At 30.0% G+C, this 15,501-nt stretch carries 15 protein-coding genes and 1 other RNA gene; 11 read left to right on the top strand and 5 right to left on the bottom strand.

Annotated features, from left to right (window positions below; translation table 11 throughout):
• Nucleotides 1-8: 8 nt before the first annotated feature.
• Genes ACFO3U_RS10335 through ACFO3U_RS10325 form a run of 3 tightly spaced genes read left to right on the top strand, consistent with a single transcriptional unit; the run spans nucleotide 9 to nucleotide 2,650 of the window.
• On the top strand, nucleotides 9-269 hold the full coding sequence (locus ACFO3U_RS10335) for a hypothetical protein (protein WP_379741666.1): 261 nt from the start codon (nucleotides 9-11) through the stop codon (nucleotides 267-269).
• A gap of 1 nt (nucleotide 270) precedes the next feature.
• Nucleotides 271-1,623 carry a TrkH family potassium uptake protein gene (locus tag ACFO3U_RS10330; RefSeq protein WP_379741663.1) on the top strand — a complete coding sequence of 451 codons (1,353 nt, stop codon included), beginning with the start codon at nucleotides 271-273 and terminating at the stop codon, nucleotides 1,621-1,623.
• Nucleotides 1,601-2,650: a porin gene (locus tag ACFO3U_RS10325; RefSeq protein WP_379741660.1), complete on the top strand. Its 1,050-nt coding sequence runs from the start codon at nucleotides 1,601-1,603 to the stop codon at nucleotides 2,648-2,650. The genes ACFO3U_RS10330 and ACFO3U_RS10325 overlap by 23 nt, the downstream gene beginning before the upstream one ends.
• On the opposite strand, the gene ACFO3U_RS10320 is transcribed toward ACFO3U_RS10325, so the two are convergent.
• Entirely contained in the window at nucleotides 2,622-2,990 is a 369-nt protein-coding gene (locus ACFO3U_RS10320) for a ribosomal maturation YjgA family protein (protein ID WP_379741657.1), read from the bottom strand. The two genes, ACFO3U_RS10325 and ACFO3U_RS10320, sit on opposite strands and share 29 nt — an antisense overlap.
• A gap of 14 nt (nucleotides 2,991-3,004) precedes the next feature.
• On the bottom strand, nucleotides 3,005-4,426 hold the full coding sequence (locus tag ACFO3U_RS10315; protein ID WP_379741654.1) for an L-serine ammonia-lyase: 1,422 nt from the start codon (nucleotides 4,424-4,426) through the stop codon (nucleotides 3,005-3,007).
• A gap of 238 nt (nucleotides 4,427-4,664) precedes the next feature.
• On the opposite strand from ACFO3U_RS10315, the gene dnaK reads away from it, so the two are divergent.
• Both dnaK and ACFO3U_RS10305 read left to right on the top strand, forming a co-directional pair.
• Nucleotides 4,665-6,560 carry a molecular chaperone DnaK gene (gene dnaK, locus ACFO3U_RS10310; protein WP_379741651.1) on the top strand — a complete coding sequence of 632 codons (1,896 nt, stop codon included), beginning with the start codon at nucleotides 4,665-4,667 and terminating at the stop codon, nucleotides 6,558-6,560.
• 132 nt (nucleotides 6,561-6,692) lie between these two features.
• On the top strand, nucleotides 6,693-7,643 hold the full coding sequence (locus tag ACFO3U_RS10305) for an NAD(P)H-dependent flavin oxidoreductase (RefSeq protein ID WP_379741648.1): 951 nt from the start codon (nucleotides 6,693-6,695) through the stop codon (nucleotides 7,641-7,643).
• 3 nt (nucleotides 7,644-7,646) lie between these two features.
• Here ACFO3U_RS10305 and ACFO3U_RS10300 read toward each other — a convergent pair whose 3' ends face one another.
• On the bottom strand, nucleotides 7,647-7,895 hold the full coding sequence (locus ACFO3U_RS10300) for a hypothetical protein (RefSeq protein ID WP_379741645.1): 249 nt from the start codon (nucleotides 7,893-7,895) through the stop codon (nucleotides 7,647-7,649).
• Between the two features lie 73 nt (nucleotides 7,896-7,968).
• Complete coding sequence (locus ACFO3U_RS10295; RefSeq protein ID WP_379741642.1) at nucleotides 7,969-9,024, bottom strand: glutaminyl-peptide cyclotransferase; 1,056 nt, start codon at nucleotides 9,022-9,024, stop codon at nucleotides 7,969-7,971.
• A gap of 87 nt (nucleotides 9,025-9,111) precedes the next feature.
• Here ACFO3U_RS10295 and ffs point away from each other — a divergent pair.
• The 3 genes from ffs to fsa all read left to right on the top strand — a co-directional run bounded on the left by ffs (nucleotide 9,112) and on the right by fsa (nucleotide 10,870).
• An RNA gene (gene ffs, locus ACFO3U_RS10290) (signal recognition particle sRNA small type) lies at nucleotides 9,112-9,210 on the top strand.
• 166 nt (nucleotides 9,211-9,376) lie between these two features.
• A complete protein-coding gene (locus ACFO3U_RS10285; RefSeq protein WP_379741639.1) occupies nucleotides 9,377-10,180 on the top strand; it encodes an SDR family oxidoreductase in 804 nt (267 codons plus the stop codon).
• A gap of 33 nt (nucleotides 10,181-10,213) precedes the next feature.
• The gene (fsa, locus tag ACFO3U_RS10280; protein ID WP_379741636.1) at nucleotides 10,214-10,870 is read left to right on the top strand and encodes a fructose-6-phosphate aldolase; all 657 of its coding nucleotides are present in this window, start codon (nucleotides 10,214-10,216) and stop codon (nucleotides 10,868-10,870) included.
• A gap of 76 nt (nucleotides 10,871-10,946) precedes the next feature.
• Here the strand turns inward: fsa and ACFO3U_RS10275 are convergent, their stop codons facing one another.
• On the bottom strand, nucleotides 10,947-12,350 hold the full coding sequence (locus ACFO3U_RS10275) for a TlpA family protein disulfide reductase (RefSeq protein ID WP_379741633.1): 1,404 nt from the start codon (nucleotides 12,348-12,350) through the stop codon (nucleotides 10,947-10,949).
• Nucleotides 12,351-12,513: 163 nt separating this feature from the next.
• Here ACFO3U_RS10275 and ACFO3U_RS10270 point away from each other — a divergent pair, with 163 nt between their 5' ends.
• From ACFO3U_RS10270 to ACFO3U_RS10260, 3 genes are all read left to right on the top strand, one after another.
• On the top strand, nucleotides 12,514-14,133 hold the full coding sequence (locus tag ACFO3U_RS10270; protein WP_379741630.1) for an ABC-F family ATP-binding cassette domain-containing protein: 1,620 nt from the start codon (nucleotides 12,514-12,516) through the stop codon (nucleotides 14,131-14,133).
• 71 nt (nucleotides 14,134-14,204) lie between these two features.
• On the top strand, nucleotides 14,205-14,738 hold the full coding sequence (locus tag ACFO3U_RS10265; RefSeq protein WP_379741627.1) for a DUF1697 domain-containing protein: 534 nt from the start codon (nucleotides 14,205-14,207) through the stop codon (nucleotides 14,736-14,738).
• Between the two features lie 123 nt (nucleotides 14,739-14,861).
• Nucleotides 14,862-15,272, top strand: coding sequence for an OsmC family protein (locus tag ACFO3U_RS10260; RefSeq protein WP_379741624.1), 411 nt, complete (start codon nucleotides 14,862-14,864; stop codon nucleotides 15,270-15,272).
• Nucleotides 15,273-15,501 lie beyond the last annotated feature (229 nt).

Raw genomic sequence — 15,501 nt, 5'->3', positions numbered from 1 at the left:
CATCACATATGAAAAATTCTGACAGCAACACAGCTAATGTGCCAAGCGATAGTCTTAGTTTGTCTTTAAATAATGCAATACATCAATCATATTCAAATGCAAATTCTGATAGTTGGCTTCGAGAATTCATTAAAATTAATCAATGTCCACAACGAGAAGACGCTCTAGAAAATCAACTCAACGATTTGAGTTTAGTTGCCGAAAAACTTGGATTAGTTCACGCTTCGCACTTTATCAAAAACTATTATAAATTTAAAATTAAAAAATAAAATGCCTAAAACACTATTTCAAACCGTAAGACGCAAATACTTAAAATTTCATTTGCGATTAAATCCTCAACAAAGTTTATTTTTTGGATTTTTCATGTACATGGTTTTGGGTTGGATATTTCTTTCCTTGCCTTTCTCACAGAAAATTCCAACAGACTTTATTGACACACTTTTCACATCCACATCAGCGCTTTCGACTACAGGATTAGCAACCGTGAGTACATTTGACAATTATACCTTTTTTGGGCAATTCATAATTCTAACATTGATTCAAATAGGAGGAATTGGATATATGACATTGACTACTTATATTTTACTTTCTACGACTAAGCAAATAACGCATTGGCACAAAAAAATAATGCAAAATGAGTTTACCATGCCAAAAGAATTTAAAATTCAGGATTTTTTAAAATCGGTTATTGTATTTACTTTTACTGTTGAGATTATTGGAGCTGTTTTGTTTTATTTTGCCTTTAGACCCATTCATTCTGATACATTTTTTACCATTTGGACAAGTGTTTTTCACAGTGTTTCCTCTTTTTGTACCGCAGGGTTTAGTTTATACAATACTAGTTTTGAAGCTTACGCTTCTAATAGTTTTTTAAACGGAATTGTTATCTTTTTAACTATTTCAGGAGCATTAGGCTTTATTGTAGTTACTGATATTTGGAATTTTATTTCAAAAAAATCAAAAGAAATTTCATTCACCACAAAAATGATTACACTTTCTTTTTTTACAGTACTTTTAATAGCATTTTTTATTCAGTTTTTTGGTGAACCAACTATCCAATATTTACCATTATCTTATCGTTTTAAAGTTGCATTATTCACTACGGTTAATGCTATCACAACAGCTGGTTTTAATTCCTTGCCAATTGGAACTTTGAGCACAAGCGTTTTGTTGAGTATAATTTTCTTAATGTATGTTGGAGCAGCACCATCAAGTTCGGCTGGTGGAATGAAAATAACCACACTTACTGCAATTATAGCAATTGTGAAAAGTAAAATCAGAAATGAAAGTAAAGTAACTTATTTTGGAAAAAAGATTCCAGCAGATAGATTGGAAATGGCTGTTTCTACATTCATTTTTTATACTGCAATATTGTTTTTAAGTGTATTTCTATTAAGTTTTACAGAAAACCAAACTTTAGATAAATTACTTTTTGAAGCTACTTCTGCCATAGGAACCGTTGGTTTAAGTATGGGTATTACTGGAGATTTAACTATTTTTGGTAAGTTAATTATAATTTGTATAATGTTCATTGGAAGAGTAGGTGTTATCACTTTTGGATTAGCAATTTTAGCAAGAAAACAACATAAATTAATAGATAATGAGACAGATTTGGCTGTATAGTATAGTGCTTTTATGCTTTTTAGGAAGAGCACAAGAGAAAGATTCTTTAGAAATTAAAGTTTCGGGTTATTTAGAAACATATTATGCTTATGATTTTAGCAATCCAAGAACTGATAATAAACTTCCATTTATGTACAATTACAACCGTCACAATGAGTTTAATGTGAATAATGGATTAATTCGTACACAATTACAATATGGAAATACTTATGCTTCTGTAGCAATTCATGCTGGAACTTATGTTGATGATAATTATGCCGCAGAAGATATAAAATTATTGAGTGAAGCTTATGTGGGAATGTATTTCAATGACAACAAAAAGTCGTCTATTGAAGTAGGAATTATGCCAAGTTATATTGGATTTGAATCAGCCACTTCTAATTCAAATTTGACGTTAACACGTTCTTTATTGGCAGAAAATTCACCCTATTTCATGACCGGAATTAAGTACAATTATGAACCAAATGAAAAATGGAGTTTTTCGGGATTGGTAACGAATGGTTGGCAACGCATCAACAAACCACAAAAAGATGTTGTACCAGCTTTTGGAACACAGATTGTTTATGAACCTACTGAAAATTCTATTTTAAATTGGAGTACTTTTATTGGTAAAGAATTCTATGGAACTGAATTAGCCATGCGTTATTTTAGTAATTTATATTGGGATAATACATGGAATTCAAAATGGCATACAATTTTAGGATTTGATTTTGGAATTCAAGATAGTTCTACTTTAAATGATAAACATTTATATTGGATGAGTCCAGTTTTAATTGCACAATATGCAATAAATGCAAAATGGCAAGCGGCTGTTAGAGTAGAATATTATCAAGATGAAGATAATGTGATTGTTGCAACTTCAGATGCATTTAAAACTTCAGGAGCTTCCATTAATTTTGATTATTTGCCCAATTCTAAGGTGAAATTAAGAACCGAAGCAAGATATTTAGATTCTCAAAGCTCTATTTTCAATGATAATAAATCCAATAACTTTTTTGTTACAACGAGTTTAAGTTTTGAGTTTTAAGATATTTCAAATCCATTAAAAAAGCTATTAAACTTCCAATTGTGTAACAAAATAAATCTAACCAAAGAAAACCTTCACCCAAAATGTAATGTCCTAATGTAGTTTTTCGAATGGTAATTAACCAATCAATTTGAACCAATTGTAAAATTTCGATAGTAAAACAAAAAAGTAAACTAAGTACAAATGTTTTGTATGTTTTCAGATGAATAAAAAGGAATCGCAATCCAAAATAAATCAAGATAGCATACAAAACATCTCCTATTAATAAAGGTATTCCATTTATTTTTCTTGAAGAAATTCCAAGAATCATGACTATTAAAACAAGAATAAAATATTTCAATCGATTGTTTTTCATTAACAATCTGCCATATTTACGGCTACTGCCAAACCACCTTCAGAGGTTTCTTTGTATTTGGTATTCATGTCTTTAGCTGTTTCCCACATTGTATTTACCACTTTATCCAAAGGAACTTTAGCATTTTTTGCATCAGTTTCTAAGGCTAATTCGGCAGCGTTTATAGCTTTTATAGCTCCCATTGTATTTCTTTCAATACATGGAACTTGCACTAAACCACCAATAGGATCACAAGTTAGCCCTAAATGATGTTCCATTGCAATTTCAGCTGCAACTGTTACTTGTTCAGGTGTTCCACCCATGGCTTCACACAAAGCAGCAGCAGCCATAGCACTTGAAACCCCAATTTCAGCCTGACAACCACCCATGGCAGCACTAATTGTGGCACCTTTTTTAAAGATACTTCCAATTTCTCCAGCAGTCATTAAAAAACGCTTGATTTCTTCTTCTCCAGCTTCATGGTTTTCGATTACTAAATAATACATCAAAACAGCTGGAATAACTCCTGCACTTCCATTGGTTGGAGCTGTTACAACTCTTCCCAAAGATGCATTTACTTCATTAACTGATAAGGCAAAACAACTTACCCATTTTAAGATTTGTCTAAATTTAACTTCAGTTTGACGAATAACTTGCATCCATGAATAAGGATCATTGTATGGTAAAACACCAATTAAGTTTTTGTGCATGTCATAAGCTCTTCTTCTCACATTTAATCCACCAGGCAAAGTTCCTTCAGAGTGACAACCTATATACATACATTCTAACATAGTGTCCCAAATACGCATTAATTCATTGTGAATCTCATCTTTAGAACGCATGGATTTTTCATTTTCGTAAACAATTTCCCAAATTTGTTTGTTTTCTTGATTACAAAAACGCAATAAATCACTGGCATTGTCAGTTCTAAAAGGAAAAGAACATTTAATCTCTTCGTTTTTAGTTGAATTTAATCGCTCTTCTATTACGACAAAACCACCACCAATAGAGTAGTAGGTATTTTCATATTCTTCATCAGAAGTATAAGCTGTAAATTTAATACCATTAGCATGAAAAGGTAGAAATTCACGATTAAAAACGATGTCAGTTTCAAAATTAAAAGGAATGATAATTTCATTACCTAAAAATATTTCTTTTTTGTTTTTGATAGCTGAAATAATAACATCAATACTTTCTACAGGAATATATTCAGGATCTGCACCACTTAAGCCTAGCATCACAGCTAAATCTGTTGCATGACCTTTTCCTGTTAATGAAAGAGAACCATACAAATCAACTTTGACTCTATTGATATTGTCAATAAGTTTTTTATCTTTTAATTCTCCTAAAAAGCGTTCGGCAGCTCTCCAAGGTCCAAGGGTATGTGAACTTGAAGGTCCAACACCAATTTTTAACATGTCAAAAACTGAAATACATTCCATAGCTAAATCGTTATAGTTGCAAAGATAAAAGAAAGTTTATGAGTTTAAGAGTTAAATTTACAAAATGTTTACTGCTACAGACTTCGTACTTTGACTTTCATATTTTGTACTCATAAATGTCATCTTGTCATATAATTTTATCAAATACTGACAATTAATTAAGAAATAATGTGTTGGCATAAAACTTGACTTATTAAAAGCGAGTTTAAAAAATTAAATAAATTAGAAATTAAATAAGATGAGTAAAATTATTGGAATTGACTTAGGAACTACTAACTCTTGCGTCTCTGTAATGGAAGGTAACGAACCAGTAGTAATTCCTAATGCAGAAGGAAAAAGAACAACACCATCAATCATTGCATTTGTTGAAGGTGGAGAAATTAAAGTGGGAGATCCTGCAAAAAGACAAGCAGTGACTAACCCAACGAAAACTATTGCTTCTATCAAGCGTTTTATGGGTAATAAATATTCAGAAAGTGCAAACGAAGCAAAAAATGTGGCTTATAAAGTAGTAAAAGGAGATAATGACACACCAAGAGTTGATATTGACGGAAGACTTTACACACCACAAGAATTATCAGCTATGACACTTCAAAAAATGAAGAAAACTGCTGAAGATTATTTAGGACAAACCGTAACTGAAGCTGTTATTACTGTTCCTGCTTACTTTAATGATGCACAACGTCAAGCTACAAAAGAAGCTGGTGAAATTGCAGGTTTAAAAGTAATGCGTATTATTAATGAACCTACTGCTGCTGCGTTAGCATATGGTTTAGATAAAAAAGGTACTGATCAAAAAATTGCTGTTTACGATTTAGGTGGAGGTACATTTGATATTTCTATCCTTGAATTAGGTGATGGTGTATTTGAAGTATTATCTACAAACGGAGATACTCATTTAGGAGGAGATGATTTTGATCAAGTTATTATTGACTGGTTAGCTGAAGAATTCAACAAAGATGAAGGAATTGATTTACGTCAAGATCCAATGTCGTTACAAAGAATTAAAGAAGCTGCAGAAAAAGCTAAGATTGAATTATCATCTTCTGCTGAAACTGAAATCAACTTACCATATGTAACAGCTACTGCTACAGGACCAAAACACTTAGTTAAAAAATTAACTAGAGCTAAATTTGAACAATTATCAGATGCCTTAGTAAAACGTTCTATGGAACCAGTTGCTAAAGCGTTGAAAGATGCAGGTTTATCAACATCAGATATTGACCAAGTAATTTTAGTTGGAGGTTCAACTCGTATGCCAAGAATTGCTGACGAAGTTGAAAAATTCTTCGGTAAAAAAGCATCAAAAGGAGTTAATCCTGATGAAGTAGTTGCTATTGGAGCTGCTATCCAAGGTGGTGTATTATCTGGAGATGTGAAAGATGTATTGTTATTAGACGTTACACCTTTAGCATTAGGTATCGAAACTATGGGTGGAGTTATGACGACTTTAATTGAGTCTAACACAACAATTCCAACTAAAAAATCGCAAGTGTTCTCTACAGCTGCAGATTCTCAACCATCTGTTGAAATCCATGTGTTACAAGGAGCAAGAGCAATGGCTGCAGATAATAAAACAATTGGTCGTTTCCACTTAGATGGAATTCCACCAGCACCTAGAGGTGTTCCTCAAATTGAAGTTACTTTTGATATTGATGCAAATGGTATCATCAAAGTTTCTGCAACGGATAAAGGAACAGGAAAATCTCATGATATTCGTATCGAAGCTTCTTCTGGTTTAACAGCTGAAGAAATTGAAAGAATGAAAAAAGATGCTGAAGCAAATGCAGATGCTGACAAACAAGCAAAAGAGAGAATTGAAAAATTAAATCAAGCTGATAGTATGATTTTCCAAACAGAAAGTCAATTGAAAGAATTAGGTGATAAATTATCTGATGACCACAAAACAACTATCGAAGGAGCATTAACTGAATTAAAAGCGGCTCATGAATCACAAGATTTATCAGCTATTGATACTGCTTTAGAAAATGTAAATGTAGCTTGGAAAACAGCAACTGAAGCTATGTATGCTCAAGGTGAACAAGGTGGAGCTCAACAAGCACAACCTCAAGCTGATGCATCAGGTGATCAAACACAAGATGTAGAATTTGAAGAAGTAAAAGAAGATAAATAATAGCAATATTATTAATTCAAAATTAAACCGAGTAAGTAATTGCTCGGTTTTTTTATGTCTAAAATTAATTAGTATGCATGCATAGTAAAATCAATAAGTTTTACTATATTTGGTATTAGAAAAATTATTCAAATGCAAAAGCCAACATTAACTTCGTTATTAAAAATAAAACATCCCGTAATAATTGCTCCAATGTTTTTAGTTTCCAATACTAAAATGGTTATTGAAGGCATGAAAAGTGGAGTAGCAGGTTGTATTCCAGCTTTAAATTATAGAACATTAGAAGAATTAAGAGCATCAATTAAAGAATTAAAAGAAGCTAAAGTTGAAGGAGGAAGTTTTGGATATAATTTAATTGTAAATAAATCAAACCCAAAATATAAAGATCAATTGCAAGTTATTTGTGAAGAAGGGGTCGATTTTATCATCACCTCGCTAGGAAGTCCTGAAGAAACTATTAGAGAAGCACATAAAGTTGGTATTAAAGTATTTTGTGATGTCACCGATTTGTCATTTGCTAAGAAAGTAGAAAGTTTAAGAGCAGATGCCTTAATTGCTGTCAATAATCAAGCTGGTGGACATAGAGGAAATATAAATCCAGAAGAATTAATTAGACAATTAAATGAAAATACAACTTTACCAGTCATCTCAGCAGGTGGTGTTGCAAGTAAAGCTGATTTAGATAAAATAATTAATTATGGTGCAGTTGGAGTATCGGTAGGAAGCCCTTTTATAGCATCAAATGAAGCTGGAGTTTCTGATGAATACAAACAAGCTTGTGTAGATTATGGTGCAAAAGATATTGTTATGACACAACGAATTTCTGGAACACCTTGTACAGTTATCAATACACCTTATGTTCAAAAAATAGGAACCAAAGAAACTTGGTTAGAACATTTACTAAACAAAAACAAAAGTTTAAAAAAATGGGTAAAAATGGTTCGTTTTTATATTGGAATGAAAGCCACAGAAAAAGCAGCTACACAAGCTACCTATAAAACCGTTTGGGTCGCTGGACCAAGTATTGAAAATACAAAAGCTATTTTGCCTTTAAGGGAAATTGTTAAGGGTTTGGTAAATTGATTCCTAATTAATAATAATGATTTCATCTTTGTTAATTTTAGATTGTAATCTTATTATATAATTTTCTTTTGTTGAAACTGTTACTTGTAATTTTTTATGTTTCTTATATTTAATTATTAATTGTTCTCCTAATTTTGAATCAAATTTAAATTTACCTTCTAAATCTGTATAATATACGTCTCTACTTATTTTACACTTAATTTTTAAATTTGGAATAGGTTTACTTTCACTATCATATATAATACCAGACACTTTTCTTTCTTGTTAGTCTGAAAAAGAAAAGATATTTATTAAAATGAACGATATGAAAATTTTTAAAATCAAATTACTCTACCTTTATCTCAAAAGCTTTATCCCAATTTTTACCAGTAACTAACATAGTTTTTGTTTCAGGGTTATAAGCTATTCCATTTAAAACTTCTCCTTGTTGTAAAGGCTTAGTTACTTTAGTTTTTAATTCGCTTAAATTTAATATTTTTTCAATGGCTCCTGTTTTTGGATTAATTCTGATAACCATATCTTTTTCGTAAATATTGGCCCAAATTTTTCCATCAATCCATTCCATTTCATTAATAAAATCTATTTTATTTGCATTAGTATATACATTGATGTAATCAATCATTTCAAAAGTTTCTGGATTTAAAATATAAATTTTTTCAGAACCATCACTCATATATAAATTTGTTCCATCATTAGTTAAACCCCAACCTGGTAAATCTTTTCTAAAATATGGTATTGACTTTTCTTTTTTGAATGTTTTAGCATCATAAACAAAAGCAGTATTTTCATTCCAAGTTAATTGATATATTTTGTCTTTTAAAACAGTAACTCCTTCACCAAAATATTGCTTATCTATATCAATTTTTTCAATAACATCACCTGTTTTGTAATCTGTTTTTCTCAAAGAAGAATTACCATATTGTCCACTTCCTTCAATTAAAAAACCATCGTAAAATTCATATCCTTGCGTATAAGAACTCAAATCATGATTATAAGTATTTACAATTTTATAATTTACTAATTCAGGAGCATCTTTTGCATAAATGATAAAATTAGTTTCAGTTTCACTATTTTTTCCTTCAGAATAAATCAGTGCTTTAACTCTTGTATAACCCAACTTTTCATTTTCTAAAGAAAAATTAATTTTTTCATTTTTAATTGACTTGCCGATATTTTTATCATTTATATAGTAAATAACTGAGTCAATAACTTTACTTTCTTCGTTTTTTATACCCAAATCTACACTTTGAGAAGGGTTATAAGCTTGCATCATTGCTGATGTATCTATTGAAAAATTATTTTTTTCATCATTTTTATCTTCACCACATGAAATTGATAAAATAGTTAAACCAATGAAAGAGAATACCTTATATTTAAACATAATTAATTTTTTTAAAAATCGAATATACAACGTTTTTTTTAACCGACAATTGCCTTGCAAAAATACAAAAAGATTGTATATTTGCACCGGCAAGTCCTACACGACCAGCTCCTGCAGAATCCCCCAGGGTGGGAACGCAGCAAGGGTACGCGGTTGTAGCGGTGCGATGTAGGTCGCTTGCCATTTTTTTTGAGAATTTACATTATAATTATCTTCCAAATCGGAAGATTTTTTTATTTCAAATAAATCCATTGTAAAAATATAACGCATTATTCAATTTGAAGTTAAAGTTACATTAAAATTAACCCAACTTTTTAATTAACTTTGCAATTCTAATTTTGAAAAGAAAATAATGCAAAAAGTTGTTTTTATTACTGGAGCTTCATCCGGAATTGGTAAAGCTATTGGAGAATTTCTACATCATAAAAATTTTATTGTTTATGGCACAAGTCGAAATCCTTCAAAAGTAGAAAATTCAATTTTTCCATTAGTTTCATTAGATGTAAGAAATTCGCAATCTATTCAAGCAGCAATTTCAGAAGTATTATCAATAACAAAAAAAATTGATGTTGTAATTAATAATGCTGGTGTTGGAATAACAGGACCATTAGAAGAAATTCCTTCAGAAGAAATTAAAAATAACTTCGAGACTAATTTATTTGGACCTATAGAAGTAATGAAAGCTGTTTTACCTCAAATGAGAACTCAAAAACAAGGATTAATCATTAATATAACATCCATTGCTGGTTATATGGGATTGCCTTATAGAAGTGTTTATTCATCTTCAAAAGGAGCTTTAGAATTAATAACTGAAGCATTGCGAATGGAAGTAAAATCTTTCGGAATTCATATTACAAATGTTGCACCAGGTGATTTTGCTACAAACATTGCAGCTGGTCGTTATCATGCTCCTGTAATTAAAGGTTCAGCGTATGAAATAACATATGGAAATACTTTAAAAGAAATGGATTCTCATGTAGACAGTGGAAGTAATCCTAACCAAATGGCAGAAGTTATTTATAAAATTATCAATACACCTAATCCAAAAATACATTATAAAGTGGGTGCTTTTTTACAAAAATTTTCAATTGTTTTAAAGCGAATGCTTCCAGATAAAGTATATGAGAGAATGTTGATGAATCATTATAAGTTATAGACAATCAATAATAAACGATTAAAAATAAAAGACATGAAATTTTTTATAGACACAGCTAATTTAGCTCAAATTAAAGAGGCACAAGAATTAGGAATTTTAGATGGTGTAACAACAAATCCATCATTAATGGCAAAGGAAGGAATAACAGGTAAAAATAACATTCTTAAACATTATGTTGACATTTGTAACCTTGTGGAAGGTGATGTGAGTGCAGAAGTAAATGCAGTTGATTATGATGGAATGATTAGAGAAGGAGAAGAATTAGCTGATTTACATGAGCAAATTGTTGTAAAGTTACCAATGACTAAAGAAGGAATTAAAGCGTGTAAATATTTTTCTGACAGAGGTGTAAAAACAAACGTAACTTTAATTTTTTCTGCTGGTCAAGCTTTGTTAGCCGCTAAAGCTGGTGCTACTTATTGTTCTCCGTTTTTAGGAAGATTAGATGATGTTTCAACAGATGGTTTAAATCTAATTGATGAAATTCGTCAAATTTACGATAACTATGGTTTTGAAACACAAATACTTGCTGCTTCAGTTCGTCATACAATGCATGTTGTAAATTGTGCAAAAATAGGAGCAGACGTAATGACTGGACCATTGTCTTCTATTTTAGGTCTGTTAAAACATCCTTTAACAGATATTGGTTTAGCACAATTTATTGCTGATTACGAAAAAGGAAATAAATAATTTTAGTTTATAAATAATAGTAATAAAAAAAGCGATTTTCATTTGAAAATCGCTTTTTTTATGTTTTTAAAAGACCTTATTCTAGATTTTTTTCAAAATTCACATCAAATAAATTTACAAAAGCATTTTTTATTGTGCCATCTGCATTTAAAACAATAGTTCTATGAATTTTATTAATTACCCAATCTTCTCTAATTTTTTCAAAATCAACAGCATGAATTTCAATAATGTTTTTATGATTAAATCCTTCTAATTTTGTTTTCCATTCTTCATAACTGTCATCAATGTTTACTGCTATGAAATCTACATTTGGGTATTTTTCTTTCAGTTTAAATACTTTTTTATGGACTGAATTTAAATGAGATTCTGCATTTGTAGTACAAAAGAAAATAACAGTTTGATTGTGGATTAATTTTTCAAGAGCAATTGGATTGTTATTGATATCTACAAAATTTTCGGTGGGCAATTTTTTACCAACTGTTAATTTATGGATAGAAGCAGCAATATTATTAATTTCTTTTTGCATCTTTTTATCAGTGGATATTTCAAGATATCTATTTATAAAAGTAGCATTATTGTACATGTTTTGGTCTTCAAGAAGATAGCGCATTGCTAGACCATTCAAAACTGTGTTTTTTATTTTATGATTCTTTATTAAAGTATCAGCAATATTTAATTTCTTAATTGAGTTCTCGAGTGTGAATTCGTCAATATCACCTTTTTTTTCAGTAAACGTTATATTGTTTAATAAAGAAGTAACATAGTTTACATAAGGATAATAGTTGGCAAATGTAGGATTGTTAAAGTCAATTTTCTTCCTGTGATTATAGTAATCTTTGGGTAATTCATCTATTACATTTTCTCCCGAAATGAATTTGTGAGCATAAGGATAAACCTCTTTTACAAAATATTTGGGTAACTCCAAACTAGCAAGTGCTAAAGAATCAAAACTTTCATTCCATTCATTTTTTGCTTTATGTTTTTCGTAAACTTTTTTTCTTAATGCAAAACTTGAATCTATATTCTTAATAAAATCTTTAGAATTTCTAAAGAACACATCATACATACTAGAGCGATCTTTTTCATTTAAAAGATACATTTCCATCAAGTAATTGTTTTTTTCGTAACCTCTTCCACAGAAAACTATTGAGTTGTCAAAATCTCTCGTGTTTATCAAAACCATCAGACTATCATTTTTATCAAAATAGACATATTGATATTCTGGTTGATGTTTAAAAGTATATAATCCTGGTGTTAAAGAATCAAATTTATGTAAAAAGCGATTTTTTTCATCTAAAAAAAGGGTGTCAACAACTTCATTATCCTTTAATAATAAAACATAATTGGTTTGTGGATCTATAACTTCGCCACCAAAATAAGCAGTAAAATCTTCATCGCTATGTTTTTTATCGCAAGATGTAAAAAAGCCTAACGAGATAATCGTTAAAATTGAAGGTAGTAATTGTAAATATTTTATCATGCTATCTAATTTCGAAAACAAATTTATAGCTTCCATTTTAATAGCGTTGTTAAAGCATAGTTAAATTAAACCTATTATTATTCTAAATAAGCCTTGAAAAAACTATGATTTTAACATTAAAAAGTAAACGCAATTTACTACTTTTGCAAAAAAAATATTTAGCATGTTAACAGTTTCTAATTTATCAGTTCAATTTGGTAAAAGAATATTATTTGATGAAGTAAACACCACTTTTACCCAAGGTAATTGCTACGGAATTATTGGTGCCAATGGTGCAGGAAAATCTACATTTATGAAGATTATTGCTGGTGATTTGGATCCAACTTCAGGAAGAGTGATTCTTGAGCCAGGAAAACGTATGTCAGTTTTAAATCAAAACCATAACATGTTTGATGAACATACGGTTTTAGAAACGGTTTTGATGGGAAACAAAGTCCTACACAAGATTAAAGCTGAAATGGATGCTTTGTATTTAGATTATAACGAAGAAAATGCCAATAGAATAGGTGAGTTACAAATGCAATTTGACGAAATGGACGGTTGGAATGCAGAATCTGATGCAGGAGCAATGTTATCTAATTTAGGAATTTCAGCAGATTACCATTACACTTTAATGAGTGAAATGGAAGGAAAACTAAAAGTTCGTGTGTTATTAGCACAAGCACTTTTTGGTAATCCAGATGTGTTGATTATGGATGAGCCTACCAATGATTTGGATTTTGAAACCATAGGTTGGTTAGAAAATTTCTTAGCGAATTATGAAAATACGGTTTTAGTAGTTTCTCACGATAGACACTTTTTAGATGCAGTTTGTACACATATTTCGGACATAGATTTTGGAAAAATAAATAACTACTCAGGAAATTATACATTTTGGTATGAAAGTAGTCAATTAGCCGCAAAACAAAAAGCACAACAAAACAAAAAAGCGGAAGAAAAGAAAGCTGAATTAGAAGAGTTTATTCGTCGTTTTAGTGCAAACGTTGCTAAATCTAAACAAGCAACTTCTCGTAAAAAAATGATTGATAAATTAAACTTGGATGAAATCAAACCGTCAAGTAGAAGATATCCAGCGATTATTTTTGATACAGAACGTGAAGCTGGTGATCAAATCTTAAACGTACAAAATTTAAGTGCATCAATTGATGGAGAAGTCTTATTTAAAGATGTGCATTTAAATATGGCAAAAGGTGATAAAGTTGTAGTTTTTTCTAAAGATTCTCGAGCTACAACAGCATTTTATGAAATTTTAAATGGCAATCAAAAACCAGATTCAGGAGAGTTTGATTGGGGAATTACAACAACACAATCTTATTTACCAGCAGATAATCATGCTTTTTTTGAGAATAAAGATTTAAACTTGGTAGATTGGTTGCGTCAATATGCTAAAACAGAAGAAGAAAGAGACGAAGTGTATATTAGAGGTTTTCTTGGAAAAATGATTTTTTCTGGAGAAGAAGCTCTAAAAAAATGTAACGTTCTTTCTGGAGGAGAAAAAGTGCGTTGTATGCTTTCTCGTATGATGATGATGAGAGCCAATGTATTGATGTTAGATGAACCAACGAATCACTTAGATTTGGAATCTATCACAGCTTTCAATAATTCCTTAAAAAACTTTAAAGGTTCTGTTTTATTTACAACTCATGACCACGAATTTGCACAAACCGTTGGTAATAGAATTTTTGAAATAACACCAAACGGAGTTATAGATAGATACATGACATTTGATGAATATTTAGACGATCCAAAAATCAAAGAACAAAGAGCTAAAATGTATAGTTAATTACGAATTAGCAATTAAAAATAACTAATCCCAATTTTTATGAAATTGGGATTTTTTAATAACTTTAAAAAATGAAACACTTAGCATTACTTCGAGGAATCAACGTATCAGGTCATAATATGATTAAAATGGATGTTTTAAAAAAGTTACTTGAAAATATTGAATTTCAAAATGTTGAAACTTATATTCAATCAGGAAATGTATTTGTAGAAACTGCAGAAGAAAATCCTAATAGTGTTGGTTTTGCTATCAAACAAGAAATCTTTAAACAATTAGGTTTTGATGTTCCAGCGATTGTAATTAGTAAATCAGATTTAGAAAAATGTTTGACTAATAATCCTTTTTTTAAAGAGAAAAATGTAGATACCAAAAAACTTTATGTGGCTTTTATTTCAAAAGAATTAAACAATAATGCTTTGAATGATTTAAAAATTAGTCAATTTAAACCTGATGAAGCTTTTATTGATGGAAATAGAATCTATATGAAATTAGAAACAGGTGCAGCCAAAACAAAACTAACTCAAAAATACATAGAAAAAAAATTAAATGTAACTGCTACAAGTCGCAATTGGAATACTGTTAACAAACTGTTAGAGATGTTTTAAAGAACATTCATATTTCGAGTTCAAAAGTTAAACTTTGTTTAAAAATAGCTTATTTCAGTTTTAATCTACTGCATTATAATCCCTTTTTTGTAAATTTATGAAATAACCAAAAAACAAATTAACATGAAAAGAAATGCAACTGCCGTTTGGAACGGTGACGTTAAAACAGGAACAGGAAAAATATCAACACAAAGTACAACATTAAACAATGTTCAATATTCATTCAAAACGCGTTTTGAAGATGGAGTAGGAACAAATCCAGAAGAATTAGTTGCAGCAGCTCATGCAGGTTGTTTTTCAATGCAATTATCAGCTTTTCTTGGAGAAGAAGGCTGCAAAATTGAAAGTATTCAAACAAAGTGTGAAATTAACTTAGTAGAAGGTTCAATAATTGGTTCGCACCTAACGGTAGAAGCAAAAATAGAAGGAATTTCAGACGATAAATTTCAAGAATTAGTAGCTAAAGCTGAAAAAAATTGCCCAATTTCTAAATTATTAGATACAGCAATTACTTCAACTGCAACTTTAATATAACTCAGTAATAAATTGTAATTCAGTAATAATCCTCTGTTTTAATTGTGTTTTTTCTATCTGAAAAATAAATTAATAGCAATTAAAAAAGTGCAAATTCAATTTTGAATTTTAGAATTTCTTATTTGGAATTTCTTTTTTATATCTTTGTAAAACATGGATGATTTCTCTCCAATAAGAAGGAATATTGCCTATTGAAAAGTAGGTTGGTTTATTAAAAATCTGTAACGAG

It is taken from the genome of Flavobacterium ponti (genome assembly GCF_042652765.1).
GTDB lineage: Bacteria > Bacteroidota > Bacteroidia > Flavobacteriales > Flavobacteriaceae > Flavobacterium > Flavobacterium ponti.
The sequence above is the reverse complement of the archived record's forward strand: the minus strand, read 5'-3'. Positions and strand labels throughout refer to the sequence as shown.